Genomic DNA, 25,865 nt, shown 5'->3' with positions numbered 1-25,865 from the left:
GGGTCTTATTGTTACTTAAACTTAGGTTTATAGTTCCAGACTAAACCTAAGTACCTACATCCGTGTAGGCACAGGTTTACAGGTATAGAGTTCCAGACTAAACCTAAGTACCTGCATCCGTGTAGGCATAGGTTTACAGGTATAGAGTTCCAGACTAAACCTAAGTACCTACATCCGTGTAGGCACAGGTTTACAGGTATAGAGTTCCAGACTAAACCTAAGTACCTACATCCGTGTAGGCACAGGTTTACAGGTACAGAGTTCCATACTAAACCTAAGTACCTACATCCGTGTAGGCAATTTAGTATAATGGCTTCAAAACCTGATTTGACGGTAAATAAATCAATCACCGTAAGTTAAAAATTAAGATAATTAAGTGTGTAGTAAATTCATTTTATGAGTATTTCAGCTTTTTCGAATCGTTGGTTAAATCGACTGTATAAAGTATTGGCAATTTTGTTGGTGCTTTTTGCGGTACTGATCAGTGCGTTTCGTTTATCTTTGCCCTACGCACATAATTTTCATCAAGACTTACAATATTATCTCAATGAAACTTATGACAGCAATGTAAGCATAGGTTCGTTGAGTATGGAGTGGGCGGTTGACGGGCCGACGATAGTTGTTGAAAAAGTCAATGTACTAGATACTCAAACCGCTAATATATTTGTGTCTCGCATGGAATTGACTGTTGATTTCTGGGGAAGCTTACGCCAACAAAAATTGATTTCTCAAGATATAACCTTAGCAGGTGTACAAGTTTTTTTTGATAAAGCATTATTAACGTCAAAAGATCAAAACGCGGAAGATAGTTCGGTTATTGCTACCATCAGCGATGTATTGTTTCAGCAAATTAATCGCTTTTCATTAATAAACAGTAATATCACCATACAAGATGAGTCAAAAACGCGAACCTTTTTGGTCGACCAACTTGCTTGGGTCAATAACGGTAATCATCATCGAGCTACGGGTAGTATGCTTATTGACGGGTTAACATCTAATAATATTAAATTTAATCTTGATGCATCTGGACAAGACCTTCGTGATTTAAGTGGTCAACTATACTTTGAAGCGAATAAGCTTAATGTAACTCCGTGGCTAGATACTGTTTTTGCTATCGAAAATGACAAAACTTATTCATCGGTTAATTTTAGTGCTTGGTATACCTTAAACAAAGGCAAAGCCAACAGATTACAAATCGCATTAGGCGATAATGAAGTGAGCTGGCTTTTTAAAGATGAATTACACAGTATTCGTATCGATGAAGGTAATATCTTGGTTGAAAATTTTGACGATGCTAAAAATATAAGCACTACGACCACACCATTACAGTTCTACACCAACAATAAGGCTTGGCAGCCTTTAACCATCAACACGAGAAGAACGGCCAATGGCCTACTTACGTATATTTCTTCATTAGAGCTGTTTGGTTTAGCTGACCTTTATCCACTTTTTTCTGGCCACCCAGAAAGTGAAACATTATTAAATGATCTTGCTCCGGTTGGACAGATAACCGACGTTTACTTGCTCAATAATGACGATGATATTAAAGCCGTAGCGCAATTTTCGGATGTTACCTCTTCGTTTAGTCAAGGGATCCCCGGCGTTGAAAATGTCAGTGGTGAACTTACCTTCACTCAAAAAAACTTGCAGGTTAAGTTGTTAGCTCAAAATGGAGAGCTAGATTTTGACCAACACTTTCTTTATCCCATTCCATACCAATCGATTGCTGCACAAGTTAATGTCGACTTTAATCATGCTGAACTATTAGTGAAAGTTCAGCAAATCGAAATGATATCAGAACAACTTAATGCTACCGCCGATTTAGAAATTAAAGCGCTAGAAGATGAAACAATCACGATGGCATTACTCGCTAATGTGCATCAAGGTGACGCTAAGCTCGCAAACTATTTTTACCCACATCTATTGATGGGACAGGAACTGGTCGATTACTTAAACTTAGCCATCATTGACGGTGAATTCGCACAAGCTCAAGTGCTTTTTAATGGGCCACTCGATAAATTCCCATTTGAAGATAATAGCGGTATTTTTGTTGTTAATGCAGAATTGGTCAAGAGTAAATTTCAGTTTGATCCAAGTTGGCCGGTGATTAATGATTTTGATGCTAACTTAAATTTCACTAACAACAGCATGCTAATTACGGGTCGAGGTGGCGAGCTTACTGGCATAGACGTTACCGGTGTTAAGGTTGCTATTGATGATTTAGCTGGCCAACAAATATTAACGGTTGCCGCGAATTTTAAAGATACCCAAGCCAATGCAGTAAGTGACTTAATGAACAATAGTCCGTTGGCCGACACGGTTGGAGAGACACTAAACCAGCTACAAGTATCAGAAAATATTTCAGGTAGCTTTGCACTAAATTTACCTTTAAATGATCTTGATAGTGCTGTGGCAAGTGGCAAGGTTGAGTTCAAGAATAATAAAATAGCATTGCAAGCACCTGCCATGAACTTTACGGAAGTGAATGGTGAATTGAGCTACGAAAATGATGTAATAAAGACGCAAGGACTGACATTAAATTGGCGAGAAATGCCCTTAGTACTGAAAGTAGAAGCCCAGGATACTAACCGTAAATATTACCAAACATTGATTAACCTACAAGCGCAGTGGCCAGAAACCGTTTGGAAAAAAGAGCTGCCAGAATTACTTGAAAAATATGGTCAGGGTCTGTTAGCGTGGCAAGGTGATTTAACGCTAAAGATGCACCACCAAGGTGGTTTTAGTTATGAACTCTTACTGGACTCTACTTTAGAAAAGATAGCACTTTCATTACCTGCGCCTTATAAAAAAATAGCCGATGATGTACTTAATGTTGCGGTAAAAGTTTCTGGAGAGGAAAATTCATCAGTACTTTACGCACAAATCGGTGATGAGCTAAATTTTTATGGTGAGTTAAATCATAGTAAAGTGCAATTTACTAAAGCACATTTAGTCTTAGGTAATGAACATATGTTATTACCAACGGAAGGCTTTCATATCACGACAAACTTATCTACCGCCTCAGTAACCGAGTGGCAACCGTTAATTTTTGATATTCTTGATGGCATAGAACAAGCATCGGTAAATACAGCTGCAGATAATGTTGCCCTGTTAAGTGCGCCTAAACGTATTAGGGGCAAGGTTGAAAAGCTTAATGTGTTAGGACAAGAATTAACTGACGTCTCTTTTAATCTTAACGATGAAGAGCAATGGTGGTTACTTGAATTGCAAGCCAAAGAAACACGTACCAAAGCTAAGTTTTATCCTGATTGGCATCAACAAGGGATAGAGCTTAATGCTGATTTTATTCATTTAACGGCAGATGATGAACTTGTTAATGAAAACCTTGTTGAGGAACCATCAGCAGAACCGATAAGTAACGATGTTATTTTCGCTAATATTCCGCCTATTCGTGGGAAATGTTCGAGTTGTAGCTATGGAAAATTTGATTTTGGTGAAGTTGATTTTTCTATTGAACGGTCTGCTGTCGATACGTTAACCATTAAAAAATTTACGGCTACACGGGGTAAAACACAATTAAGTTTTGATGCCAGTTGGCAACATAATGCCGATGAATCTCAAACCACTATTATAGGCAAATTGAAAGCGAAAAATGTTGATCAAGAAGTCGAGAAATTAGGTTATCCTTCAACGATAAAAGATAGTGAATTGGACATGTACTATAATTTTAACTGGACAGGTAGCCCATTAGATTTTGCGATAGAAAGCTTTAACGGTACAAGCCAAGTTAAACTTTCAGACGGATATTTAGCTGAAGTACCTGATCAAGCCCGAGCATTTTCACTACTCAGTTTACAGTCCTTAGTTCGTAAATTGAAGTTTGATTTTCGAGATATTTTTAGTGATGGTATGTTCTATGATTCCATTAAAGGAGATTTTGAGGTCAAAAATGGCGTTGTTTATACCGATAACACTTTCATGAAAGGTGCGGCAGGCGACTTATCTATAAAAGGTAATACCAACTTAAACGACCAAGTACTCGATTATAAAATGTCTTATAAGCCCAATTTAACCTCAAGCTTACCTGCAATTGCCTGGATAGCGACATTAAACCCATTGACCTTTATTGGTGCTTTGGCTCTTGATGGCGTTATTACCTCGCAAGTTGTTTCAGAATATAAAATTGAAGTTACTGGGCCAATTGACTTACCCGTAGTAAAAGTCGTCGATAAAAAAACCCAAAATATAAAAGTTGGCCGTTCAACACCTCCTGAAGTTATTGATATCATTCCTGATCAGAACAATATCACTCCTGTTACACCAGCAAATAAAACAGAGGGTATAAAAGATCACAAGGAAATAAACCTAGATGGTTAGACTTACGGCAATACAACTATGCTCTGTACCCAATGTTGAAGAAAACCTAGTGAGTATTGAGGCTGAATTAGCTCGATTATCGCCAGTTACTTCGAATGATGAACATATTGTCGTTTTACCTGAGTGTTGTTTGTTCTTTGGAGGAAAAGACGCCGAGCAATTAGCGGTATCTAAACGATCATTAAAAGATAAGCTGGCAACGTTAGCCAAAAAATATCAGGTGCTTTTGGTTGCTGGTAGTATTCCACTAGCAACCTCAGCCAAAATTGAAGATAAGTTTACTAACAGTAGTTGTATTTTTTCACCGCAAGGTCATGAGTTAATACAGTACGATAAAATTCATTTATTCGATGCTAATGTTGAAGATAACGAAAAAAGTTATCGTGAATCTCGCTATACTCAAGCGGGTGATAAAGTTTGTTGTTGGCAAGCTGAAAATGTGAATATTGGCTTAACAATTTGTTATGACTTGAGATTTCCTGAACTTTATCGCCAACTTCGCTTGTTAGGTGCTGATGTTATTACGGTACCAAGTGCCTTTACTACAGTAACCGGTCAAGCACATTGGCAAACATTATTACAAGCACGTGCCATTGAAAATCAAGTGTATATTGTAGCTGCAGGCCAACATGGTACGCATCTTAATGGTAGAGAAACATGGGGACACAGTATGATTATCAGTCCTTGGGGAGAAATACTTAGCTGTATAGAGCAAGGTATTGGTAGTATTAGTGTTGAATTTTCCCGTGACGAACTAGACAGAGTAAGAGCAGCAATGCCTGTTACTGAACATAATCAATTTGAAAGCACATTAAAACGCCCAAATTAAATAAATTAATACGATAAGTGAAAAATATGAATAGTGTTGAACGTGAACTTTTAGCCGATAGCCAAATTGACCGAGATCTTTTAGATCAAACGTTAAACAATATATATCAACGAAACATTGATTTAGCCGACTTATACTTTCAGTCGAGCTGTCATGAGTCATGGATGCTAGAAGATGGCATTGTCAAAGAAGGTTCATATAATATTGAACGTGGTGTTGGTGTGCGAGCAATATCAGGCGAAAAAACTGGTTTTGCTTACTCTGATGATATTTCTCCTCTCGCGTTAAAAAAAGCAGCTGATGCCGCTAAAGGTATTGCAAATGCCGACCAAAATGGTCGAGTACTTGCTTTTAAAAATCAAACAGTGAAATCAGTTTATCAAGCCACTGATCCGTTAGGCAGTCTAGCGCAAGAGCAAAAAATCACCTTAATGCATGAAATTGAAGCCCATGCTCGTTCAGTTGATAAGCGTGTTCAGCAGGTTATTGTTAGTTTGTCAGGTGTTTATGAAAAAATATTAGTGGCTGCTAGCGATGGTACTTTTGCTACTGATATACGACCACTGGTTCGCTTAAATTGCTCAGTATTAGTTGAAGATAATGGTAAACGTGAACGTGGCAGTGCTGGCGGTGGTGCTCGAACTGATTATAGTTATTTCTTTGAACTTGAAAATGGTAAAGCACGTTATTTAGCTTATGCCGAAGAAGCGGTTCGTCAAGCTTTAGTCAATGTGGTGGCAATAGAATCTCCAGCTGGCATGTTACCTGTTGTACTTGGTTCAGGTTGGCCGGGCGTGCTATTGCATGAAGCCGTTGGTCATGGTTTAGAAGGTGATTTTAACCGTAAAGGTTCGTCAGCATTTTCAGGTAAAATTGGTCAAAAGGTGACTTCTGATTTATGCACTATTGTTGATGATGGCACAATCCCTAATCGCCGTGGTTCAATTTCAATAGATGATGAAGGAACGCCAGGACAATACAATGTACTGATTGAAAAAGGTATTTTGAAAGGTTATATGCAAGATAAGCATAACGCTAAGCTGATGGGTGTAGCACCTACCGGTAATGGTCGCCGTGAATCTTATGCACATTTACCTATGCCTAGAATGACTAATACTTATATGCTTGCGGGTGAACATGATCCAAAAGATATTATTAAGTCAGTGAAAAAAGGCATTTACGCGCCACATTTTGCTGGTGGTCAAGTTGATATTACCTCTGGAAAATTTGTTTTCACCAGCTCTGAAGCTTACCTTATTGAAAACGGTGAAATTACTTCGCCAATAAAAGGCGCTACGTTAATTGGTAGTGGTCCTGAAGCGATGAAAAATGTCAGCATGGTCGGTAACGACCTGAAACTTGATGCTGGCGTTGGTGTTTGTGGAAAAGATGGACAAAGTATTCCGGTAGGTGTTGGCCAACCTACTTTGAAAATCAATGAAATGACAATTGGTGGCACTCAGTAGTTCATTTCTGAATAAATTACTTTTAAGAAAGTCATCCGCTATTTAGAAATAAATGGCTGATGACTTTTTTTTTGCGCTAGCTATTAAGAGGAATATTTTGGCAATACATTATAAAAGTAATAACAATCGCTATTTTTATTAACAGGGATTGAAAAACAGTTCTAATTGTTATAATGTAACAACATATGCGTAGTAATTACTTTTTATTTACACAGTTTTTTTCACAGAGTCGGCAATCAATAATAAGTTTATTGATCATGTCTGCATTTCTGTGCGCCACGCTTAGTCATAGTTCGCATGGTGAATTGATACCTGATAATGTTGAATTACAGCAGTGTAAACTGTGTCAGCATAACATTGACACGCCAAAGAATAATATCACCTTAAAACTGGTTAACGTCAGTAATTATCAACAATCCACGCAAACGTTAATTATAGTTAATCGTTACACGCCATTTTATTTGATACCACAGTTACGTGCCCCCCCTGTTCAATAGATAAAAATTAACACAGTTCAAAAATAAAAATTTTAGGAAATTAGCTTAATCGCTAATCTTCTTTAGATCTATCTATTGGAAAAAAAATGAAATCAATTTATATCAATAAAATTGCACCTTTGTGTGCCTTATCATTATTAATGGTCGGCGCTGCCAGCCATGCTCAAAAATTTTCAGGCGTAGTATTTGATGCCGATGGCAACAGGATTGCGAAAGCTAAAGTTTCTTTGGTTAATACTAAATATAAAGCAGTTACTGACGAAAAAGGCCAATTTACTTTTAGTGACATTGGTGTTGGTAAAGTAGAACTTCATGTTAGTGCTAAAAACTTTAGCCATATCAACGAGTATTTCACCATTACCGATCAAGACATTACCGAGGTGACAATTTCACTGAGCGCTACGGTCATGGAAGTGGTCGATGTTTATGCGACACCTTTGCATTCATCGAGTATTGAGTCGGCCTTGCCAGTAAATGTTATTTCTGGTGACGAGCTGCGTTTAAAGCAAGCATCTACTTTAGGTGAAACACTGAAAAATGAAGTGGGTGTACATTCAAGTTATTTTGGCCCAGTTGCAAGTAGTCCTATTATTCGTGGTATGGATGGACCAAGAGTGTTAATCACACAAAATGGTTTAGACGTAGGGGATGCATCTCGTGTAGGACCAGACCACGCGGTTGCAGCCGAAGCTGGTACTGCCCAACAGGTAGAAGTACTTCGTGGGCCGTCAACGCTTTTTTATGGCAGTGGTGCGATAGGTGGTGTGGTGAATGTCGTTGATAATCGAGTACCTACAAATATTGATAATCAGGTCGATTATTTACTTAAGCATAACGATGTTGCAGATGAAAGTGAAGCAACACTCAATGTAAACACAGGGTACAAAAGTCTAGCCGTTCATCTTGATGCGTTTTGGCGTGAATCTAATGATTATAAGATCCCAGGCTATGCGACTGCAGAAGAAGACCATGATGAACATGAAGAAGGTCATGATGAACATGAAGGCGAAGAAATTAAAGGTATTCTAGAGAACAGTGCCTCGAAGTCATCAGGTTTTACCCTGGGCTCAAGTTATTTGTTTGACGCAGGATATATTGGCTTTTCGTATGGACGAATGGAAAGAACTTACGGTATTCCTGGGCATTCAGAACACGGTGAAGAAGAACATGAAGAAACAGGAACTGAAATCAGTGAAGAAGGCGCTGTTTTTGGTGATTTAGTACAAAACAGATATCAACTATTGAGTGAAATTAGTTTTGAAGACAGTTTTATTAATCGCGTGATGAGTAAAGCTGCTTACACAGATTACCAACATCAAGAAATTGAAGGAGGAGAAGTCGGTACTCAATTTAATAATGAGATGTTAGAAACACGCTTTGATCTTTATCATCAAGCCGTTAACGGTTGGAAAGGTGCATGGACATTGCATTATAAAGAAAATGATTTTAATGCGATTGGAGAAGAAGCATTCACGCCTCCTTCAAACACAGAATCAATTGCCATTGCTTGGCTTGAAGAGAAACACATAGACGATGTTTTATGGCAATTAGGAATACGTGCCGAACATGTAACCTTGAGTGCAAATAGTGAAGTTGAATCACACGATGAACATAGCGATGAACTAGACAGCCATGACGAAGAAGAGTCGCATTTTAATAAACAGAGCTTTACGCCTATAAGTGCCTCTTTAGGTGCTGTATGGGAATATTCAACGGGTTATAATTTAGGATTTTCTGCTGCGTTTTCTCAGCGAGCACCTTCAGCGAGTGAATTGTTTTCGAATGGTGCTCATATCGGCACGAATACTTATGAAGTTGGGGCATTGTTTGAGGTACATGAAGAAGACCATGAATTACATGTAGACCTGTCTGATCAAAATGTTGAGTTAGAGACAGCTTATAATCTAGATCTTACTTGGAGAAAATTTGAAGGCGACTTTGGTTTTGTTGCCAGTGCTTTTTATAATCATATTGACGATTATTATTATCAAGCGAATACTGGGCTATTTGCAGAAGGTGGCCATGATAGTCACGATGAAGCCATTGAAGAAAATCATGAGGAGGAAACTGCCGGTTTGCCCGTTTATGTATTCCAACAAAATAATGTGGTGATGTATGGTGTAGAAGCTGAGTTTTTTTATCAGGTAGCACCTTCACTTAAAGCGACGCTATTTACTGATTATATTCGTGCAAAGCTTACTGATCATAACAATGATAATCTACCTAGGATCCCGCCAATGCGCGTTGGTGGTCAATTAAATTATATGACCGATAAGTATTCAGCAGAGCTAAGTGCAACACATTACTTTAAACAATCAGACACAGCGGCATTAGAAAGTGAAACAGATGGCTATACTATGCTAGATGCTAACTTTAATTACTTTATTAATAATGTTGGCGACGATATGGTGGCATTTTTAAAAGTGAATAATATTACAGATGAAGAAGCACGAGTACATACGTCATTTCTCAAAGGTGTTTCACCATTACCGGCACGAGGGTTTACGGTTGGTATTAGAGGAAGTTTTTAAGCAGTAGAATAATAGCTTTGTAGATGAGGCCAAGGCTTCATCTACAAAGTATGTTTAACGATTTACTTTAATCTAAGACCTGATTTTTCAATCGTGATTTTGTCTTTCTTCAATAAGTTTCCAACGGTAGCTTTAAAGGTTTTTTTACTAACACCAAGAATACGCTGAATAAGTTCTGGCGAACTTTTGTCATGTAATGGGCTAAAACCATCATTTTCTGCAATGTGCGCTAATAATTTATCGGCAAAGTCATTAACTTTCCCTTCACCTGAACGAGAAAGTGATAAATCGATACGACCATCTTCACGGATGTTTTTAATAAAACCGTCAATAATTTTACCAACACGTAATGGTTGAAAAATTTCATTGTCGTAAAGTAAGCCCCAGTGCTTATCGTTGATAATCGCTTTGAAACCCAGATCAGTTTTTCCACCAATCATTAACTTAACTTTGTCCCACTTTTGATAATCAGCAGGCCAAATATCAATATATTTGTCGAGCTTACTTGAAGCGGCAATTCGGTCTGTGGTGGTATCAAGAAAAATACGTACTAGATAATATTTCCCTTCTTCCATTGGTGTATGCTGCTGATTAAAAGGTACTAATAAATCTTTAGGTAACCCCCAATCAAGGAATGCACCCATTTTATTGAGCTGTTTTACTTTCAATGAAACGAATTCATCTACTTGGCCAAACGGCTTTTCAGTGGTCGCAATAATGCGTTCAGCTGAATCAACATAAATGAAGACAGTGAGTTTATCGTCTACTTTACAGTTTTCAGGAATAAAACGGTTCGGTAGTAATACTTCACCCAGTTCTCCAGCACTTAAATAAGCACCTTTTTCGGTGACTGCAACTACAGAAAGGGTATTATATTTACCAATGTCGGCCATTTGAATTTACCAAGAAAATTAATATGAAAATCTTAAGGGCTATAATAACGCATATCAAAAATGAATGATGTTATTTTCTTGGTTTGGTTTGAATATATTCAGCGTGGCGTAGCTGAAGTAAATCGCCAATTTTGCGAATAACATGCTCTTCAATACTTGCCAGCTCACCATCGGCATAAGCCATATTCCATAACTGCTTAACAATTGATATTCGTTGTTCGATAGAAAAATGTTTATTTATTTTCGATGTATATCGATAAAAATCAGTCGCTTGTTCACTTTGAATCAGCGCCTGGTCAATAATTTGCTTAACTTCTTCTTCATTCAAGTGAAACTGTTCAACGAGTAACACGGCCAGTTTAGCTTGTTCTTTTTGGTCAAAGTGTCCATCAGCACGCATCACTTCACACAATAATACCGCACAGGCTAGCTCTATAGTCACCTCATCAGAATTTTTTTTAGTGTTAGTGTCTGTTAAATCATCGGCCAGGTTTTGAAAAAAAGAACTGATTTTTGTAAGCATGTTTATTCCTTAAATAAAGTAATCACTTTATTGTTACGCTCAGCAATAAAGAAAACAAGCAGATAATAGCTATATTTGATAACAAAGTGTGTCTGATTGCTATTTTTTGCTGGTAATATTATGATAACAAACTGATGACAGCGCTGTCTTTGTTGGCAAGGTTGCACTAAAGTTTATAAGGTAAAAGAATGTTAAGTCAGTATCCCTCTGCAGTTGTAAAAGCAAGTCCAAATAAAAAACGACTATTGTCAATTGACGCTTTACGTGGTTTCGATATGTTTTGGATTTTAGGCGCTGAAGGTTTGTTTGCAGCATTATTTATAGCGACAGGCTGGCCCATTCTTGCGGTGCTTGCACAGCAAATGGAACACAGTGCTTGGCATGGGTTTCGTATTTATGATTTAATTTTTCCATTATTTATTTTTCTATCAGGAGTCAGTCTAGGTATCGCAGCAAAGCCCTTATCAAGCTATGAGCCAGAACAAGCAAAATCGATTTTATATAATGGCATCAGGCGCTTATTGCTTTTGATTAGTTTTGGTATTTTATATAACCATGGTTGGGGCGGCGGTATTCCCACATCATTTGATAGTATCCGTTATGTTAGCGTACTCGGGCGTATTGGTATTGCGTGGTTTGTAGCAGCATTATTAGTTTGGTACGTCAGTGAAAAAATACAGTGGTTCGTTGCAGGCGGTATTTTAATAGGATATTGGTTACTACTAAGCTTAGTCACATTAGGTGGATATGGTGGCGGTGATTTTTCAGCGAATGGAGCATTGAACGCTTGGTTTGATCAACATTTATTACCGGGGTCAACTTATCAGGGGCTCGCCATCGACCCAGAAGGGTTGTTATCAAATATAACATCGATTGTAAATGCACTAGCGGGTGTCTTCATTGGTCGTTACATGATAAAAAATATTTATACGCCCAAGACACTATTAACCGGTCTTTTGGTTATTGGGACCTCTATTTTATTACTCGGTTATTTATGGGGCGTTTTTTTCCCAATTAACAAAACATTATGGACGAGTTCATTCACTTTGGTCACTATTGGTTACAGTATCTTATTACTGACGCTATTTTATTGGCTGATTGATGTAGTAGAGTTCACCCTATGGGCTAAATTTTTCGCAGTAATTGGTACGAATTCAATCATTATTTATTTAGGTTCGAGTATTGTTGATTGGCAATATACCTCGAAAAGTATTTTCGGAGGCTTAATCAACTCTGTACCTGCAGGTTGGCAAGATTTTATTCTTTATGCTGGCATGGTGCTTTTACAATGGCTAGTCCTGTATTGGCTATATCGAAGAAATATTTTTATAAAAGTATAAATATTGGTTAAAAGGACGAATATTGTCGAGGACTGTTTTTTCAAGGCAGTCTTTTTTTATATCAGTAAATAAATAGTGGTTTGTTAACTTATTGTTTTTGATTGAAAAATAATGTTTTTTTGTTTTTGTTTACTGAATTTGTTATTTCGGCGCGTATCTTGTAACAAGCATTTACAACTTAATTGATTGTATAGACTGTTAATTAGCTATCCTATAGACAATTAAAAAAATTATTAGTTCAGATCACATTTATGAGGACATAACCGTGACACGTAAAAAACAAATTATTATACCCATTGCCATTCTAATCATTGGCATTTTATTGTTTTTTGGCTTTTCAAGCATGAAATCGCCACCAGAAGAAAAAGCGGAAGTTGATAATACCCCCATCGTTGCTGTTGAAGAGGTTCATGTTGCACCGATGAATTTAACGGTTAAATCATATGGTGTCGTACAGCCTAAGTATGAAACCGAACTTGTCGCTCAAATTAGTGGTGAAGTAGTTGAACTGGCAGATGTTTTTGTACGTGGTGGTTTTGTTGCAAAAAACCAATTGCTCGCCCGTATCGACCCTAATGATTACCAAGCTGCATTAATTGATGCTGAAGCAACAATGGCCTCGGCACGTGCTTCGCTAGAAAAAGAGCGTGCCCAAGGGCAGGTAGCTGAACAAGAATGGAAACGCATTACGGATACTTCTCCTACTGAATTGAGCTTGCGTAAACCGCAACTAGCACAAGAACTTGCTAATGTTAAATCAGCACAAGCCTCTGTACTTCGCGCCAAACGTAACCTAGAACGTACCGAAATTAGAGCGCCTTATGATGCAATGATTGAAAGTCGTATGATTGGTTTAGGCTCTTTTGTCGGTACTGGCACTAAAGTGGGTAAATTATTAGGAACAGGGGTAGCTGAAGTTCGCTTACCCGTAGCCGATGATCAACTGCAGTTTTTAGCTTCACAAGGGGAAAATGCCCAGGTTAATTTACTTGGAACATTTGCGGGTGAAAATATTACATGGTCCGCAAAAATTGCTCGCAGTGAAGGTGTTGTAGACAATAAAAGCCGTATGACTTATTTAGTGGCTGAAGTTAAAGACCCTTATGGTTTGAAGTCTCAAAAAAATGTAAATAAACACAATCCTATTCGCTTTGGCTCTTATGTTAAAGCAGAAATTTTTGGTATTAGCCTTAATCGTGCCGCTTTGTTACCTCGATACCTCGTTAGTAATAACCGCGTTGCCATTTTAGATGCCGATTCTAAATTGCACTATGCTGACATCATTATCGCTCGTCAAGAAGGCTCAAATGTTATTGTAACTAACGGTTTGAAGGAAGGTGACCAGCTCATTGTTTCAGCATTAGATTACCCTGTTGATGGCATGAAATTAGCTTTGCAAGGTAGTAAAAGTGAAGTCATTAATCAAGATGAACTTGAAACACAAATCGCAAGCACTAAGGATTAGATGATGGATGATACCAATAAAGGCTTAATTGCTTGGTTCGCCCGTAATAGTGTCGCGGCAAATTTGTTGATGATATTTATTCTAGTGGGTGGTTTTTTTACGATTAGCACCATCAACAAACAAATGTTTCCACAAATAAACATTAACTGGATTTCTTATACCGCACCTTATCCAGGGGCAGCCCCTCAGGAAGTAGAGGAAGGTATTACCATTAAGGTTGAAGAAGCTTTAGAGACTGTTCAAGGCTTAAAACGTGTGATCACTTATTCTAACCGCAATTTTTCAAATGGTTGGTTTGAAGTTGATCTCGATTACGACCCACAAGTTGTTTTAGAAGAAGTTAAATCAGCTATTGATTCTATTTCAAGCTTTCCTGACGGTATGGAGCGTATTAAAGTTGAACGCCAAAAGTTTCGTCAAGAAGTTATGTATATTAGTTTATACGGTGACCTAACTAATGGCGAGCTTAAAGAGTTAGGACGAAAAGTCCATAATGAAATTCAACAATTACCTTTAGTCAATATTGCAGAATTATACAGTGGCTTAGACTACGAAATTTCAATAGAAGTTAGTAAAGATAAGTTACGCGAATATGGCTTAACTTTTAGAGATGTTGCTCAAGCGGTACGTGGTTATTCTGGCAATATGTCTGCTGGACAAATTCGTGCAGAGAATGGCTACATTAATTTACGCGTTGAGAACCAAGCTTATCGAGGTTACGAATTCGAGCAAATACCTATTATTACCTTAGCCGATGGTACTAAAGTCTTGTTGGGCCAAATGGCGACTATTATTGATGGTTTTACTGAAGGCTTACAGTATTCAAAATTCAATGGTGAAAACTCAGTCACTATTTTTATTGGCGCTGCCAATAATCAAAGTATTACTGATGTTGCCGATGTTATTAAAAAGTATGTTGATGAAAAGTCGAATGTTCTTCCTGCAGGCGTTAAGTTAGAAACTTGGGTTGATATGACCTACTATCTTGAAGGCCGTTTGACCATGATGATCGACAATATGAAAAGTGGTGCAATATTAGTCTTTCTAATGTTAGCGTTATTCTTACGTGTCCGTTTGGCTTTTTGGGTAATGATGGGCTTACCCGTATGTTTTCTTGGTACTTTATTCCTGATGCCATTAGAATTTATTAATGTCACTATTAATGTCATTAGCTTGTTCGCCTTTATTTTGGTGCTAGGTATTGTTGTTGATGACGCCATCGTTATGGGGGAGAGTGCTCATGACGAAATTGAACAACATGGCCATAGTACTGAAAATGTTATTCGCGGTATTCAACGTGTTGCTATGCCAGCAACCTTTGGGGTATTAACAACGATTGCGGTATTCTTGCCTTTTCTTTTTGGTGAAGGGCCTTCTGCCGCGTTTGGTAAAGCCATTGGCTCGGTAGTTATCTTGTGTTTAATTTTCTCTTTAATTGAGTCAAAACTCATTTTACCGGCGCATTTGGTTAAAATGAAGATCAAAGCATTTAATCCTAAGAACCCAATCGATAGACTACGTTTATCGATTGATACCAAATTAAAAGCCTTCATTAATAATGTCTATCGACCCGCGTTAATCACTTTTATTAGCTATCGATATGCCGTACTAATGTTTTTTATTAGTTTAATGTTAATCAGCGCTGGCTTATTTAGTGGTGGTTTTGTTCGCTTTGTTGGTCAACCTAAGATCCCACATGACTTTCCTCGTGTTAATGTTGAAATGAATGTAGATGCCTCAGAGAAAGCAACCTTACAAACCTTATTAAATATCCAAGGTGTAATTAATACCATAGATAAAGAGATTGAAGCTCAATACGGTCAGTCAATGATCTCTGATATGCAGGTCGAATTACGCAGCAGAACCAGTGGTCAATTGATGGTTAAATTAGTGATACCTGAATTGAGACCGATGAATACTTTCGAACTGGCTGATTTATGGCGTGCCGCTATACCAAATTATCCTGGGGTAAAATCGTTTACCATTGGTGATAATTTATTTGGCTCTGGCCGAGACGACGGTGATATTGCCTTTAGATTAGAAAGTAAAGATGATGCACAACTACTCGCCGCATCAAGAGAGTTAAAAACTAAACTTAATTCTTTAAAAGGTATTGGCGATGTTAATGATAGTCGTCAAACAAGTGCCAAAGAAGTTCAGTTTGAATTGAAACCGCTTGCTTATAGTTTAGGATTAACTTTAGCCGAAATTGCTTCACAAGTGAGTTACAGTTTCTATGGTTTAGAAGCACAACGCATTTTACGTGACAGCGAAGAAGTGAAAGTGATGATCCGTTATCCACTTGAGCAACGAAGCTCTGTTGGACATGTTGATGATGTGATGATCAAAGCGCCAAATGGTGCGGAATTACCTTTGTCGGAATTGGCTAATATTACCTTACAAGAAGGGGTGACTAGTATTCGCCGTGAAAATGGTAATCGGACAATTAACGTCTGGGCAAGTGTTGACGCTGAACAAGTTGAGCCATTCAAAGTTGCTAAGGATATCAGAGACAACTTTATTCCTGAACTATTAAGAAAATTTCCAAAAGTTCAAAGTGAAGTGTCGGGCAGTATTCAAGAAGAAATGGAAGGTGCGGACAATCAAAAACGTGACTTTATTATCTCATTGTTGATTGTTTTCTCATTACTGGCTATACCATTGAAGTCTTACTCTCAGGCAGTGATGATTATGATCGTTATTCCTTTTGGTATTATTGGTTCGGTCTTTGGCCACTTCCTTTTAGGTATGGACTTAAGTGCACTATCAGTTATGGGGATATTAGCCGCTGCGGGTGTGGTCGTTAATGACTCCTTAGTCATGGTTGATTATGTTAATAATGCTAGGAAATCAGGCGTCAAACTAAAAGATGCGGTAATACATGCCGGCACTAAACGTTTTAGAGCTATCATGTTAACGTCAATAACAACCTTTATTGGTTTAGTGCCTATCATCTTCTTTGAGGTAAGTGCCCAAGCACAAATCGTAATTCCAATGGCGATATCTTTAGCCTTTGGGGTATTATTTGCGACTATAGTTACACTGGTACTGATCCCAAGTTTATATCTTATTATTGAAGATATGAAAAAGATCTTTAAGCGTAAAAAGAAACAACCGCTTATTGCTGAAAACACAGGTGATTTATCGGTTAATTAATCGATAGTATTTTTATCAAAGCCATTACTTTTGTAATGGCTTTTTTATGCGATTCATTAAATTTATTAACCAATATCTCTCTGCTAGCCTGGTCAAGAAAAGCTATCGTTAATAATAATAGGTGGCTATAATGGTGTTAATGCTAATATTAATAAATGAAGCGAACTCATTATAATGAAATATATTTATCTTTTTTCAACACTTACTCTCATGACAATAACGGGTTGTTCGACAACTGAAAATGCTTGCGAAGATATAACCATCGCGAGTGAACAGATTCAAATGTGCCAGTCACTGCAACGCCAAATAGCAGACGCCAAAGGTAAACCTATAAAACGAACTGAGTTAGAACGTCGTTATCAAGTTGACTGCATCGACATTCGCTACTATCGTGATGACAAACAACCAGCAATTTGTGGTAATAAACAAAAAATTGGCGAAGAAATTAAGACGCTTAAAAAAGAGGCTAATCAGTAAACGATTAAGCTCTTGGTCGCTTACTTTAAGGCAAACTTTAGGGTTTGCTTTTTTGTTTACTTTTCTTAAAATTAATCATCAAATGAGTGTGTCATATGTTTAAAAAAATAGTCGGTTTAGTCTTCACTTGTAGCTTTTTATTCTCATGTCAGCAAGCCGCTGAGGAAGTGACTAGCAGAGATACAGCCAATACCGAAGCTATTTCAGCCGCAGAGGTATCAATAATGCCTAAAAAAAGTTTGTCTGCTAAAGCGGAACCTGAGCAAATATCATTTACCGCAACAATTAAATATATGAATTTAGAAGGGGGCTTTTTTGGATTAATTTCTAAAGAAGGTAAGCATTGGTTACCGCTGAATTTAGAAAAAGAATTCCAAAAAGATGGCGCTGTTATCAAAGTAACAGGCAAAGCTATCACGGGTATGATGACTATTCAGCAATGGGGAACTCCTTTTTCAATTACCGATATTGAATTAATTACTGCAGCGAATAAAGCGCCTGAAAATAAGAACCTGCAGTAGTTTTACTTACTGAGCGAAGGTTGCATCAATAATGTTAGATGACTAATGTTAGGTGACGATTTTCACCTGAAATGATGATTTGATAGATACCACGATATTCTTGTTCTGTCATTACTGATACAAAGCTTTGGCTTAGTCATTCTGCCAATTGTATTAAGGTATGTAGCGGTGTTACTTGCAGAGCGAAGGTTGCATTAGTAATGTTAGGTGTCGATTTTCACCTGAAATGATGATTTGATAGATACCACGATATTCTTGTTCTGTCATTGGTGATACTGAGCTTTGGCTTAGTAATTCTGCCAATTGTGCCGTGGTGTTACTGTGTCCAAACACTACGGTGTTCTCTTGTTCTTTGATCAATTGCCAGGCGAGTTGCTCTAATTTATTGGGCGCATAATTTTTGATCGCAAGTTGTTGCTGTTGTGCTAGCGGTGTAGCCGTTGCCATAGTCCGTTGATAGCGCGTACTGTATATATTTTCTATTTCTGCATTCTCTAGAATACGCGCAAGTTCTTTTGCTCTATATGTACCGCATTGTGTTAATCCAGAATCTTCTTGTTCAGTTTTGTTTTCAGCATGACGAATTAAATAAAGGCTGTAGCTTTTACTTTCCTTTTGTACATAAGCGTTTTCAGTCGCATTAACGATTAAAAAAGGTATGTTGATAAAAAAAATTAACAGTAAAATTAATTTATTCATAACATACCTTTTTCGATTCATGCTTATTCACTGTTAAAATAAACGATTCAAACCATTCAATGCAGCAACACGAAATGCCTCAGCCATCGTTGGATAATTAAACGTGGTATTAACAAAGTATTCAATGGTATTACCGCCATTGGTTTGTTGCATAATTGCTTGACCAATATGAATGATTTCAGCTGCATTTTCACCAAAACAATGAATACCTAAAATTTCTTTAGTTTCGCTGTGAAAAAGTATCTTCAGTGAACCGACTAAACTATTTGATATTTGTGCTCTTGCTAAATGTTTGAACTGGGCACGACCAACCTCATACGGAATTTTTGCCGCGGTCAGTTCTTGTTCTGTTTTACCAACAGAGCTTATTTCTGGAATCGTGTAGATACCTGTAGGAATATCAGCAATAAGTTTTGCTGTACTTTGGTGATCTATCATCGCTGAAGCTGCTAACCGGCCTTGATCATAAGCTGCACTGGCTAAGCTTGGGTAACCAATGACATCACCTACCGCATATATATTGTCGACACTGGTTTGATATTGATCGTTGACTTTTAGTTGCCCACGTCCATCTGCTGATAATCCTGCATTTTCAACTTTTAAATCGGCTGTATTACCTGTTCGCCCATTAGCAAAGAGTAAACAGTCGGCGCGCATTTTTTTACCTGATTCTAAATGAACAACCACAGAGTCGTCGGATGCTTCAACTCGTGCAATCGCTTCGCCATGACGGATCACTACACCATTATTCCATAAGTGGTAGCTGAGTGAATCAGACATTTCTGCATCTAAAAAAGAAAGCAGTCTATCTCGGGTATTAATTAAATCTACCTTTACACCTAAACCTCTAAATATAGAGGCATATTCGGAACCAATAACACCAGCACCATAAATAATGATAGAACGGGGATCATGCTTAAGTGATAAGATGGTATCTGAGTCATAGACTCGCGGATGGTTAAAATCAATATCTTTAGGTCGGTAGGGATGTGAACCAGTAGCAATAACAATTTGCTTTGCCGTAATTTGTTCAATAGCGCCCTCGTTATTCACTATTCTAAGCGTATGGGCATCAATAAAAGACGCTTCACCCGAAATCAGTTCAACGCGGTTACGATCATAAAAGCCACTGCGTAGCTGCACTTGTTTACGAATAACCGAAGAGGCATGTTTAAGAATAGCTGGGAACGTTAAATGTTTTGCTTTTTCATGGCCTCTAAAAAGTGGGCTCGCGTTATACTCAATGAGTCGGCTAACACTTTGACGTAAAGCTTTTGAAGGAATAGTTCCCCAATGCGTACAACCACCGCCAACGTCTTTATATCGCTCAACAATAGCAACACGTTTTTCTTTTTTAGATAGCTCCATAGCCGTACCTTCGCCACCTGGTCCGGTACCTATAATTATTGCATCGTAATCGTAATCGTTATTTGTTTTCTTCTTCGTTTTAGCTTTATTTTGAGTTGCCAAAATCTTGCCTTAAATTCCTACTAAGATAAAAAAATTTTAGCAGGAATTTAGACATCTGACCATGTAAAAGCTTATTAATCTAGAGGGTTTATGCCAGTTGGGTTAATAAGCGTTGAAAATGTTGTTGCTGGTCTGCCAAGTGCTGCTTAAATTCTTGGTATTGCGCTGCTAATTCAGAGCTCTCAACGTCGGCGATTAATTTATCGCGCCTACTGGCAAGTAATTTTTTACGCACATCATAGTAGTCATTAATTCTACTAATGAGTAAATCATATTCTTGTTGTAGTTTTTCTCGCATTTGCTCCGCATTTGGATGAGAGAGTAACTTCTTCTGGCTACGTTTAAATACCATAGCTAAGCGCGCTTTTTCAATTTTGTCATCCGGGTAAGTCCGTAGTTTTGAGGTAAGCTTCAAAAACTCACAACCCTTAATCAACCATTTAGTTGGATCAAACTGCCACCAACGAATGCCGTTACGATAATCATTTTCAAAAATATGATGATAGTTATGATAGCCCTCACCAAAAGTTAAAAAAGCAAGAAAGCCATTATCTCGTGCAGTATTTCTTTCTGTGTAAGTTTGTTTACCCCAGATATGTGCCAAAGAATTAATGAAAAAAGTAGTGTGATGGCTTAACACTAAACGCAAGAAACCGACTAAAAGTAAACTACTAATAATATCGCCGTGCCATAAACCAAATAAAATAGGTACACCAAAGTTCATTAATATTGTCAGCAACAAATAATTTCTGTGCTGCCACATTACAATAGCGTCTTTTTGTAAATCACGGGTATTGTCGTAATTAGCATATCGATGCGCTTGATACTCACGAAGCATCCAACCGATATGTGAATACCAAAAGCCTTTTTTAGCTGAATAGGGGTCTTTGTCATTATTATCGACATGCTTATGATGAACTCTATGATCAGAAGCCCAATGTAATATACTATTTTGTAAGGCAAATGCTCCGCCTAGTGCAAAAATGAAACGCAGCGAAGCATGTGCTTGATAGGTTTTGTGCGACCATAATCGGTGATAGCCAGCAGTAATAGACATACCACAATAAATAAAGCAGCATAGTGCTACTACAAGTTCAGTGGTATCAAAACCGTGTGTTATTGCTCGATACGGGACGCCAATTGCGGCAACTAAAAAGGTAATTAAAAACACACTAAAATTTAGCCAAACGATTTTAGGTTTATTCATGTAATAAGAATTCCATCAGTAAAAAAACGAACACTAAGTAAATATTTTCAGTGTACACGTGTACTCTATTTTAACTTTGATCACTTTTCAGTCAAGGTAATTTTTATTAAACTTTTTATCTTCAATCAATAATACTGGATTTAAATGTAGATGTTAGTGATCAAGTTTCTAGTAAATAGATGAAAATTCAGTATGATATAAACAGGCTAAAGTATAGGTTAATTAAGTAATGAGCGGGATTCGGGCACAGCAAAAAGAAAAAACACGTCGACAAATAATTGATGCTGCTCTTGGGCAGTTAAGTAGTGAACGTAGCTTTTCGAGTTTGAGCTTACGGGAAGTCGCTAAAGAGGCTGGCTTAGCACCAACATCATTTTATCGACATTTTTCTGATATGAACGAACTAGGTTTGACGCTGGTCGATGAAGCGGGTTTAACTTTGCGTCAATTAATGCGACAAGCTCGCCAACGAATTGAAAAAGGTGGTTCTGTCATTCAAATATCTGTCGTTACCTTTATGGAGTTTATTGAAAGTAACGGTAATATATTTCGCTTATTATTACGAGAGCGTTCTGGAACGTCAGCTGCTTTTCGAGCGGCGGTAAATCGAGAAGTGCGTTATTTCACCTTAGAATTATGTGATTATTTACAGCAAGCAAATAAATTGAATGCGGATGTGGCTTTTTTACAAGCCGATGCAGCGGTGACTATCGTATTTAGTGCTGGCTCTGATGCATTAGATGTTGATAAAGAGGATCGTCAACAAATATCAATGCGTACCATTCAGCAGCTGCGCTTTATAGCACGGGGAGCTGCTGAATTTAGCAATAGGGGAGTAAAAAAGTAAAAACGTTACTTTTTACGTGAAAGTATCACACCTGTTTCAACATGGTGGGTATATGGAAACTGATCAAATAACGCAAATTTTTCAATATTGTGTGTCTTTATTAGTTCAACTAAGTTTTCTTTTAATGTCTCAGGATTACATGAGATATAAACAATACGTTCAAATCGGCTGACTAACTCAACGCTGTCAGGGTCAAGACCAGCTCTTGGTGGATCAACTAATACTGTATCGTAATTATAGCTTTTAAGATCGAAACCTTCTAGACGACGAAATACTCGCTCACCATTCATCGCTTGACTAAAATCTTCACTGGACATTCTTATTATATCAACATTGGTTAACTGGTTTGCGGTGATATTATTTTGTGCAGATTTTACTGATGTCTTCGATATTTCAGTACCTAATACCCGATCAAAGTTTTCAGCGAGTGCGATACTAAAGTTACCATTACCACAATAGAGTTCGATTAAGTCACCACCGATATTTTGTGTGCCTTGCTTTGCCCAAAGTAGCATTTGCTCATTAACGTGCCCATTAGGCTGTGTAAAACTATTTTCTACTTGCTCGTAGATATAAGTTTTATCGCCAACAGTTAACTTCTCAGTGACATAATCTTTATCAAGGATAAATTTTTGTTTTTTAGCACGGCCAATAATATCAACAGGGGCTATTGCTGAAAGGGTTGATTTTAGTGTTGCCGCTTCAGTTAGCCATTCTTCATCTAATTGTCTGTGATACAACAAGCTTATTAAAAGCTCGCCACTGAGCGTTGATAAAAAATCGACTTGAAATAATCGATGACGAAGTGACGGTTTATCTTTAATTTCGTCAAGCAAGGCTTTCATAGCTTGATTAATGAGTTTACTGGCAACCGGAAAAGTGTCGACGCGATACTTTTCTTTCGTTTCACTATTAAACATAATATAAAATAAGTCATCATTGTCATGCCAAACTCTAAATTCTGCTCGTAATCTATAGTTTAAAGGCTCTGATCGAAAAACATCAAAATTTGGTAAGTCAAAATCACTAAACAATTTAGCGATATCATCCTGTTTGTTATCAAGTTGTTTATCATAAAATTGTGGTGCAATGTGACTAAACATATATAAGCCTTAAACGTAGAAAGAATTAAACAATATTATACCCAACTCTAGTGAGTATTAAAGAGGCGCTGAGTTTAGCGATTGTGATTACTTTGTCTAGTCATTTGTCTATAATTTTCATACAAGAGATTGACTTCTTGCTAAAGTTTTACGAAAAAATGCCGATATAATAGCCATATTAAATTTAAGGATCTTTAGATCTTTGATTGTGTTTAATTAAAATTTAATTAGATACTGGAGAGTAACAATGAATAAAATTGATAATCAGACAAGGTTGCCGAATTATTTAGGGCAAAGTCGTAAAAGTGAACCAGCAAATAATGAAGTCGTTAAACGAGAAATGCCAGCAGAGTCAGTTAATACACTGGCATTAAACCATCGTGCTGCCATTACTATGAAAATTATATCTCAATCAATTTCTAGTCAGATTTCAGCAAATTTTCAAAAGATTACCGATGCACCACAAGCAACTAACGTAGTGATGAGTGATATCAGTAAAACAGCGTTAACTGAAAGCGAGCCATCAACTAGCCTTTTTGATTTCGAAGCAGTGGCTCGTAATGTTATGGACTTTGTTAGCGCGAGTATCTTAGCTGCCCAAGCAAATGGAGCGAGTGAGGACAAGTTGAAAGAGATGTTTGAGCAGGGGCGTGCTGGGGCGAATTTAGGTATTGATCAAGCAAAAGGCGATTTAAAAGATCTCGCCATGCTTGACGATGACTTAAACCAAGGTATAGAAAAAAGTCGTACGCTTATTAACAAGGGAATTGATGACCTCCATGAACAAATGTTTCCTTCAGCCAATAAATCAAATGAGAAGGTATCAGAGTTAACGCCAATTATCAGTTCTACAGCAATTGATAGCGAATTATACACAAGCAATTCAAAAAGTAGCGAGCTGAGTATTACTACTACTGACGGTGATGTAGTTTCAATATCATTTAGCGAATTACAAGAATATGCCAGTAAAGAAGCTTACCAGTATCAAGAGAGTAGCCAAGGGGGATCGACAAATTATAGTAGTACCAGTAGTCAGTATCATGAAATCAACTTTTCTTATAGCGTAGAGGGTGAACTTGATGATAATGAAAAAGCAGCAATCGAAGCATTAATTAAAGACGTAAATTCATTACAAAAAGATTTCTTTAATGGCGATGTTAATAAAGCTTTTGAAAAAGCAGTTGAACTTGGCTTCGATAATAAACAGATAACTAGTTTTAGTATGGACTTGCAACAAACAAAAACCAGTTATGTTAGCCAAGCGTATACAGCAGTGGCAGAGTTGGATGATAAATTAGCGCCTAGTGTCGGAAAAGACCTGAGGCCTTTAATTGACTTCTTAGATCAGTTTAACCAACTACAAGAACAAGCAGATAAAATATTGTCTAAAAATGATGATGCTTTTGGTCTGTTACTTGATGCAGTCTTTAAAGCTGAGTTTGGTGACGATAACGTCGCTAAAGAAAAGTTCGATAAAGTAATAGATACGGTTAAGTCTGACAACATTAAGCTTTAATAGATAAAATAAACCCACGCTAACGTGGGTTTATTTAGGATAACTTACCAAGAAGAACGGTTATTCTTCTTCGAGATTTTTTTCTGGACGTTCCTTAGCTTCACGAACTTTCAAAGTACGCTGCTGAAATTCAGTATCATTAAGCGATGAAACAGCCGCATCAGCCGCATCAGCTGACATTTCAACAAAACCAAAACCACGACGCTTTCCAGTATGTTTATCTTTCATTAAACGAACAGAATGAACTTGACCATGTTCAGAGAATAACTCTCTAATCGATGATTCATTTGCTCGGTAAGGTAGATTCCCTACATATAACGTTTTTATTTCTTCATCAGCACTTTCTGCAGTAGTTGATGAACCTATAAGTGGCGCAATAAAAGTACTTACTAAAACTAATATCGCAGTAATTTCTGGTGAGCTGCCAATAACAGTTGATAAAATGTAAGCAATAACAGCAAATACTACTGCGACTATAAATGTTAACCCTTGAGGAGACTTCATATATGAATACCTAATTATTATTTTAAATTCTAAATTAAAAAACTAAATTGCAATGTACCTGCTACCCAGCCTTGAATATTGTACAAAGTACAAAGTTGTAAAAAAGATAAGTGTAATTTATATGCAAATAACACCTTACTTATATTAAGCAAAAAATAAAAAGTTTACTACACTAAATAAGCATATTAATTAAAAGCACTATTTTAGTGCTTATATAAGCCACTTTAAATGGATTATTATATAGGTGGAATAAGAACACTGATGTTTATTGAGCGATTAGAGAGTATATTGCCCACATTGTTTTTATTTTCAGCAAACAAACATAAAGATGAAAATAGTGCTTGATCCTTTTCAAAATATGTCTAGAATGCGCTCCAGTTCCAAGGGGTAACCCAAACGAACGTTTTGATAAGTTATCTACATCACTTTAGAGTAAAGTAGTTAACTTAACGTTTTATAGATAAGGTTTGAATCTTCGAAAAG

General features: G+C 37.3%; 19 protein-coding genes. 12 read left to right on the top strand and 7 right to left on the bottom strand.

From position 1 onward, the window contains the following. Nucleotides 1-396: 396 nt before the first annotated feature. The 5 genes from H4J70_RS10050 (at nt 397) to H4J70_RS10030 (ending at nt 9,661) form a co-directional block, all read left to right on the top strand. Complete coding sequence (locus H4J70_RS10050; RefSeq protein ID WP_182251057.1) at nt 397-4,338, top strand: YhdP family protein; 3,942 nt, start codon at nt 397-399, stop codon at nt 4,336-4,338. After that, nucleotides 4,331-5,167 (top strand): carbon-nitrogen hydrolase family protein, encoded by an 837-nt coding sequence (locus tag H4J70_RS10045; protein ID WP_182251056.1) that lies wholly within the window; start codon nt 4,331-4,333, stop codon nt 5,165-5,167. The genes H4J70_RS10050 and H4J70_RS10045 overlap by 8 nt, the downstream gene beginning before the upstream one ends. A gap of 26 nt (nt 5,168-5,193) precedes the next feature. Next, nucleotides 5,194-6,633, top strand: coding sequence for a metalloprotease TldD (gene tldD, locus H4J70_RS10040; protein WP_182175476.1), 1,440 nt, complete (start codon nt 5,194-5,196; stop codon nt 6,631-6,633). A gap of 257 nt (nt 6,634-6,890) precedes the next feature. Beyond that, a complete protein-coding gene (locus H4J70_RS10035; protein WP_182175477.1) occupies nt 6,891-7,130 on the top strand; it encodes a hypothetical protein in 240 nt (79 codons plus the stop codon). 86 nt (nt 7,131-7,216) lie between these two features. Next, nucleotides 7,217-9,661 carry a TonB-dependent receptor gene (locus H4J70_RS10030; RefSeq protein WP_182251055.1) on the top strand — a complete coding sequence of 815 codons (2,445 nt, stop codon included), beginning with the start codon at nt 7,217-7,219 and terminating at the stop codon, nt 9,659-9,661. 62 nt (nt 9,662-9,723) lie between these two features. On the opposite strand, the gene H4J70_RS10025 is transcribed toward H4J70_RS10030, so the two are convergent. Together H4J70_RS10025 and H4J70_RS10020 are read right to left on the bottom strand one after the other, a co-directional pair. Continuing rightward, the gene (locus H4J70_RS10025) at nt 9,724-10,554 is read right to left on the bottom strand and encodes a S1 RNA-binding domain-containing protein (protein ID WP_182215524.1); all 831 of its coding nucleotides are present in this window, start codon (nt 10,552-10,554) and stop codon (nt 9,724-9,726) included. A 70-nt stretch (nt 10,555-10,624) separates the two neighbouring features. Continuing rightward, nucleotides 10,625-11,077 carry a TerB family tellurite resistance protein gene (locus H4J70_RS10020; protein ID WP_182251054.1) on the bottom strand — a complete coding sequence of 151 codons (453 nt, stop codon included), beginning with the start codon at nt 11,075-11,077 and terminating at the stop codon, nt 10,625-10,627. Between the two features lie 188 nt (nt 11,078-11,265). Between H4J70_RS10020 and nagX the strand changes: the two genes are divergently transcribed. The 5 genes from nagX (at nt 11,266) to H4J70_RS09995 (ending at nt 18,036) form a co-directional block, all read left to right on the top strand. After that, nucleotides 11,266-12,417, top strand: a complete 1,152-nt coding sequence (gene nagX / locus H4J70_RS10015) for a transmembrane glucosamine N-acetyltransferase NagX (RefSeq protein ID WP_182251053.1) — start codon at nt 11,266-11,268, stop codon at nt 12,415-12,417. A gap of 265 nt (nt 12,418-12,682) precedes the next feature. Continuing rightward, entirely contained in the window at nt 12,683-13,882 is a 1,200-nt protein-coding gene (locus H4J70_RS10010; protein ID WP_182251052.1) for an efflux RND transporter periplasmic adaptor subunit, read from the top strand. Between the two features lie 3 nt (nt 13,883-13,885). Then, nucleotides 13,886-17,038, top strand: a complete 3,153-nt coding sequence (locus H4J70_RS10005; protein ID WP_182230489.1) for an efflux RND transporter permease subunit — start codon at nt 13,886-13,888, stop codon at nt 17,036-17,038. A gap of 174 nt (nt 17,039-17,212) precedes the next feature. Further along, a complete protein-coding gene (locus tag H4J70_RS10000; protein ID WP_182215516.1) occupies nt 17,213-17,515 on the top strand; it encodes a hypothetical protein in 303 nt (100 codons plus the stop codon). A gap of 95 nt (nt 17,516-17,610) precedes the next feature. Continuing rightward, nucleotides 17,611-18,036, top strand: coding sequence for a hypothetical protein (locus H4J70_RS09995; protein WP_182215515.1), 426 nt, complete (start codon nt 17,611-17,613; stop codon nt 18,034-18,036). A 171-nt stretch (nt 18,037-18,207) separates the two neighbouring features. Here the strand turns inward: H4J70_RS09995 and H4J70_RS09990 are convergent, their stop codons facing one another. The 3 genes from H4J70_RS09990 to H4J70_RS09980 form a co-directional block, all read right to left on the bottom strand. Continuing rightward, nucleotides 18,208-18,735 (bottom strand): histidine phosphatase family protein, encoded by a 528-nt coding sequence (locus tag H4J70_RS09990; RefSeq protein ID WP_182221260.1) that lies wholly within the window; start codon nt 18,733-18,735, stop codon nt 18,208-18,210. A 33-nt stretch (nt 18,736-18,768) separates the two neighbouring features. Beyond that, a complete protein-coding gene (gene sthA / locus H4J70_RS09985; protein ID WP_182175485.1) occupies nt 18,769-20,205 on the bottom strand; it encodes a Si-specific NAD(P)(+) transhydrogenase in 1,437 nt (478 codons plus the stop codon). Between the two features lie 88 nt (nt 20,206-20,293). After that, nucleotides 20,294-21,412, bottom strand: a complete 1,119-nt coding sequence (locus H4J70_RS09980) for a fatty acid desaturase (protein WP_182221259.1) — start codon at nt 21,410-21,412, stop codon at nt 20,294-20,296. A 229-nt stretch (nt 21,413-21,641) separates the two neighbouring features. Here H4J70_RS09980 and fabR point away from each other — a divergent pair, with 229 nt between their 5' ends. After that, nucleotides 21,642-22,259: an HTH-type transcriptional repressor FabR gene (gene fabR, locus H4J70_RS09975; RefSeq protein WP_070375583.1), complete on the top strand. Its 618-nt coding sequence runs from the start codon at nt 21,642-21,644 to the stop codon at nt 22,257-22,259. 5 nt (nt 22,260-22,264) lie between these two features. Here the strand turns inward: fabR and trmA are convergent, their stop codons facing one another. Further along, entirely contained in the window at nt 22,265-23,362 is a 1,098-nt protein-coding gene (trmA, locus tag H4J70_RS09970) for a tRNA (uridine(54)-C5)-methyltransferase TrmA (protein ID WP_182230488.1), read from the bottom strand. Between the two features lie 247 nt (nt 23,363-23,609). On the opposite strand from trmA, the gene H4J70_RS09965 reads away from it, so the two are divergent. Then, a complete protein-coding gene (locus H4J70_RS09965) occupies nt 23,610-24,878 on the top strand; it encodes a DUF5610 domain-containing protein (protein WP_182251051.1) in 1,269 nt (422 codons plus the stop codon). 60 nt (nt 24,879-24,938) lie between these two features. On the opposite strand, the gene H4J70_RS09960 is transcribed toward H4J70_RS09965, so the two are convergent. Then, the gene (locus tag H4J70_RS09960; protein ID WP_070375587.1) at nt 24,939-25,382 is read right to left on the bottom strand and encodes an RNA-binding protein; all 444 of its coding nucleotides are present in this window, start codon (nt 25,380-25,382) and stop codon (nt 24,939-24,941) included. Nucleotides 25,383-25,865: the final 483 nt, after the last annotated feature.

This window comes from Colwellia sp. BRX8-9 (assembly GCF_014077245.1).
In the GTDB taxonomy this organism is placed as follows: Bacteria; Pseudomonadota; Gammaproteobacteria; order Enterobacterales; family Alteromonadaceae; genus Colwellia_A.
The sequence above is the reverse complement of the archived record's forward strand: the minus strand, read 5'-3'. Positions and strand labels throughout refer to the sequence as shown.